This is a genomic window from uncultured Sphingomonas sp. (assembly GCF_964243315.1).
In the GTDB taxonomy this organism is placed as follows: domain Bacteria; phylum Pseudomonadota; class Alphaproteobacteria; order Sphingomonadales; family Sphingomonadaceae; genus Sphingomonas.
The window spans coordinates 1-3,935 of sequence record NZ_CAXTEM010000106.1 but is presented as its reverse complement, the minus strand read 5'-3'; the positions used below and the strand labels follow the sequence as shown (position 1 = coordinate 3,935).

At 68.0% G+C, this 3,935-nt stretch carries 4 protein-coding genes and 1 pseudogene; 3 read left to right on the top strand and 2 right to left on the bottom strand.

Going from position 1 to position 3,935, the window contains the following annotated elements:
• Positions 1–204 precede the first annotated feature (204 nt).
• Both dnaN and ACFE77_RS16125 read right to left on the bottom strand, forming a co-directional pair.
• Positions 205–1,320: a DNA polymerase III subunit beta gene (gene dnaN / locus ACFE77_RS16130; RefSeq protein WP_375422665.1), complete on the bottom strand. Its 1,116-nt coding sequence runs from the start codon at positions 1,318–1,320 to the stop codon at positions 205–207.
• A 117-nt stretch (positions 1,321–1,437) separates the two neighbouring features.
• Positions 1,438–2,049 carry an outer membrane protein gene (locus ACFE77_RS16125; protein WP_375422664.1) on the bottom strand — a complete coding sequence of 204 codons (612 nt, stop codon included), beginning with the start codon at positions 2,047–2,049 and terminating at the stop codon, positions 1,438–1,440.
• A 141-nt stretch (positions 2,050–2,190) separates the two neighbouring features.
• Between ACFE77_RS16125 and ACFE77_RS16120 the strand changes: the two genes are divergently transcribed.
• From ACFE77_RS16120 to ACFE77_RS16110, 3 genes and pseudogenes are all read left to right on the top strand, one after another.
• Positions 2,191–2,826 carry a histidine phosphatase family protein gene (locus ACFE77_RS16120; protein WP_375422663.1) on the top strand — a complete coding sequence of 212 codons (636 nt, stop codon included), beginning with the start codon at positions 2,191–2,193 and terminating at the stop codon, positions 2,824–2,826.
• Positions 2,823–3,320: an invasion associated locus B family protein gene (locus ACFE77_RS16115; protein ID WP_375422662.1), complete on the top strand. Its 498-nt coding sequence runs from the start codon at positions 2,823–2,825 to the stop codon at positions 3,318–3,320. Before ACFE77_RS16120 ends, ACFE77_RS16115 begins: the two co-directional genes overlap by 4 nt.
• A gap of 188 nt (positions 3,321–3,508) precedes the next feature.
• Positions 3,509–3,935, top strand: a pseudogene (locus tag ACFE77_RS16110) (23S rRNA (adenine(2503)-C(2))-methyltransferase RlmN); the annotation flags it as partial.

Here is a 3,935-nt window from a genome sequence, read left to right as displayed (position 1 = left end):
TTACTGACAGCGGTGTTAGTAAGGTGGATAGGGGTTCTGAGTCAAGGTTGGCGACGCGCAGTTTGTGGCATCGGTGGCATGCGACAACCTGTCCTTCGATACGGGCTCTCGCTACGCCGCTTGCGCGGCTATTCGATCCCTACTCAGGACGAACGGTGAAAGGGAGGCGAGCGGGGCACAGGTTCCGCGCGAGAACCCCTGCCCTCACACCCGCATCGGCATCAGCACGTAGAGCGCTTGCGCCTTGTCGTTCTCGCGGATCAGCGTCGGTGCCGCGGCGTCCGCCAGATGCACCTCGACGGTGTCGCCGTCGATCTGGCCGAGAATGTCCATCAGATAGCGGCTGTTGAAGCCGATCTCGAAGGGCAGCGCGACATATTCGCCGGGGACTTCCTCCGCCGCGGTTCCGTTTTCGGGCGAGGTCACCGACAGCGTGATCTTGTCGCGGTCGAGCGCCATCTTCACCGCACGGGTCTTCTCGGTCGCGATCGTGGACACGCGATCGACGCCCTGCATGAAGCTCTTGGGGTCGATCTTGAGGATCTTGTCGTTGCCGGTCGGGATCACCCGCGAATAATCGGGGAAGGTGCCGTCGATCAGCTTGGAGGTCAGGATCGCCTGGCCGAGATCGAAGCGGATCTTGGTCGACGACAGCGACACGCCGACCGAGCCGTCGACCTCGTCGAGCAGCTTGCGCAGTTCGGCGACGCATTTGCGCGGCACGATCACGTCGGGCATGCCCTCCGCGCCGTCCGGACGCGGCATCGTTACCCGCGCGAGCCGGTGCCCGTCGGTCGCCGCGGCCTTCAGCACCGGGGTCGAGCCATCGTCGGCGACGTGGAAGAAGATGCCGTTCAGATAATAACGGGTCTCTTCGGTCGAGATCGCGAAGCGGGTCTTGTCGATCACCTGCTTCAGCGTCTCGGCGGGCAGTTCGAACTTGGTGGGAAGTTCCCCTTCCGCGATCACCGGGAAATCGTCGCGCGGCAGCGTGCCGAGCGAAAAGCGCGCACGCCCGGCGACGATCGTCATCCGGCCGTCGGCGGCGCTGAGCTGCACCTGGCTGCCCTCGGGCAGCTTGCGCGCGATGTCGAACAGCGTGTGCGCGGACACCGTGGTGGCGCCGGCCTGGTCGACCGCGGCAGCGATGCTTTCGTTGATCTGGAGATCGAGATCGGTCGCCATCAACCGCAACGCGCCCTCGGCGGTCGCCTCCAGCAGCACGTTCGACAGGATCGGGATGGTGTTGCGGCGCTCCACCACCGATTGGACGTGGCTCAGCCCCTTCAGGAGCGTCGCGCGTTCGATCGTCGCCTTCATGTCACCGTCCCCCGGCCCGCCTCACGAATCCACGGGGGGCAACTGCGGGTTTTCCTAGCCAATAGAGGAGGGCCGGAGCAAGCGCCCCGGCCCTTCTTTTCCGTGGATAGCTCCGCGTCAGAAGCGGATGCCGACCCCGGCGAGCAGCTGGTGACGATCGAGATCGGTCTCGTAACCCTCGACATCGCCGTAATGCGAGTAGCGATATTCGCCCTTCACATAGGCGTTGCCGCTCATCGCCAGTTCGAGACCGGCGCCGACCCGGTAGCCTTCGAGATCGAACTTGTCGTCCTGGAACGCCCCGCCGCCGGCATAGCGCGTCTCGAGCCGCGCATTGGTGTAGCCGCCCTTCACATAGGCGAGCGTGCGCGGGTTGAGCGCGAAGCCGAGCCGCGCGCCGGCGTACAGATCGCGGCCGACGTCGAGCCGCAGCGAATCGCCTGCGACGAGGAGATCGTTGGTGCGGACGTTGGTCGAGCTGTCGGTGATCTCGCCCTCGACGCCGAGCACCGCGCCGCCGACCTGGACGTCGTAACCGACCGCCGCGCCGTAGACGACGCCGTCGCGGCCGTCGGAATCGCCGTCCGATCCGTCGCGCATGTTGTCGTAGCCGACCAGGCCTTCGACGCGCGGGCCGGTGAACGGCGCGTTGGCGACATCCTGGGCAAGGACCGGGCTGGCGGCGAGCGCGGCGGCCGCCGCTGCGGTGGCGAGAATGAGTGTACGCATGAGAAACTCCATGATGCTGCACCGCCGGTCGGCCCGGCGGCGGACCCGGCAGATAGGAGCGTCGGAAGCGGCTTGCATGAACCCCATATAAACACCAAAATCCGTTGCTTTTGCGCCACAGGGGGTTGAAAGCCGGCGCCCATGAACCAGCCCCGATCAGGCCGCGATCTGATCGCGCGGCACGGCGAAACCGTCTTCAACGCAGCGCGCCGGTTGCAGGGGGATCATCCCCACACCCCCCTCACCCGCGCCGGCTTCGCGCAGGCCGACGACCTCGGCCGGGCGCTGCGCACCTTGCTCGGCGTGCGTCCGGCACTGACGCTCTGGTCGTCGCCTGCGGGGCGTGCGCTGCAGACGCTGGCGATCATCGCGGAGCATCTCGAGCTCGACTGGCATCAGGTGCGCGCCGACGACCGGCTGGTCGAGATCGGGATGGGCGCATGGGGCGGGCGCTATTATGCGGACGTGGTCGGCGAGGTCGGGCCGGTGATCACCCCCGAGGGCCTGCTCCGCCCCGCGCCCGATGGCGAGGATTACCGCGGGATCGAGGCGCGGGTGTCGGGCTGGCTCGCGGCCACCGCGGATGATCCGGGCGATCGGCTTGTGATCATGCACGGCATCTCCAGCCGGGTGCTGCGCGGGGTGATGACCGGCGCAACGGTGCACCCCGAGTTCGGCGCGCCGATCGCGCCGGGGCTGTCGCAGGGGTCGATCGTGCTCGTGGAGGACGGCGTCGAAACCGTGCCGCATGTCGGCACCGGGCGAGCGCCGGCGTGAAACCTGCGCTGCTGGCGCTGACGCTCGCGGCCTTGGCGACCCCGGTCGCGGCGGCGGGGCCCGGCGCTGGGCGGACGACGATCGGCATCTACGAAGGCTGGGGCGCGTTCCGCGATGCCGCGCCCGCCCGCTGCTACGCGATCGCCCGCCCGATCGCGGCGGAGGGACGCAGCGGCGGCTTCGCGAGCGTCGCGACCTGGCCCGGCCGGGGCCTGCGCAACTCGCTGTACGTGCGACTTAGCCGCGAGCGCGACCGGTCCGCGGGGGTGACGCTCAGCGTCGGCGACCGCCGCTTCGCGCTTGTCGCGACCGGGGTGGACGCCTGGGCCACCGACGCGCCGAGCGACCGCGCGCTGGTCGCGGCGATCCGCGGTGGGCGCAGCATGAGCGTCGAAGCGGTCGGCGTCGGGGGGCGGCCGTTCGCGGATGTCTATGCGCTGGGCGGCGCGGCCACCGCGATCGATGCAGCAGCGTTGGGGTGCGCGCGCAACTAAGCCGATCTCACCATAGTGTTCCCGCGAAAGCGGGAACCCAGGACCAAGCAGAGCAACGGCCCTTTCCTCTCGGTACTCTGGGCTCCCGCCTTCGCGCGAGAACAGGAAGAGGATCGAAAACCGCAAGGATGGAAAAACCCGCGCTTTTCCCCTATGTGAGGCGCATGCAGTCAGCCGCCGCGTCTCTCATGCCCATTCCGGGGCACATCGATCCCGTGCCCGTTCCCCGCAGCTTCGTGCCGCGCAGCGACGGGCGGATCGATCTGCTAGGCCTGTCCAAGGACGATCTGCGAATGGCGCTGGAGACCGCGCAGCTGGAGCCGAAACAGGCCAAGCTGCGCGCCAAGCAGCTGTTCCACTGGATCTACAATCGCGGCGCGACCGCGTTTTCGCAGATGACCGACATCTCCAAGGCGATGCAGCCCTGGCTCGAACAGCGTTTCGCGATCAGCCGGCCGCAGGAGGTCGAGGCGCAGGTTTCGACCGACGGCACCCGCAAATGGCTGCTGCGCACCGACGACGGCAATGATTACGAGATGGTGTTCATCCCCGATGCGGACCGCGGCACGCTGTGCGTGTCGAGCCAGGTCGGGTGCACGCTCAACTGCCGCTTCT

Excerpts from the sequence above, each read along its gene's own strand:
- ACFE77_RS16125 (WP_375422664.1), bottom strand. The coding sequence starts at position 2,049 with ATGCGTACACTCATTCTCGCCACCGCAGCGGCGGCCGCCGCGCTCGCC.
- dnaN (WP_375422665.1), bottom strand. The coding sequence starts at position 1,320 with ATGAAGGCGACGATCGAACGCGCGACGCTCCTGAAGGGGCTGAGCCAC.
- ACFE77_RS16120 (WP_375422663.1), top strand. The coding sequence starts at position 2,191 with ATGAACCAGCCCCGATCAGGCCGCGATCTGATCGCGCGGCACGGCGAA.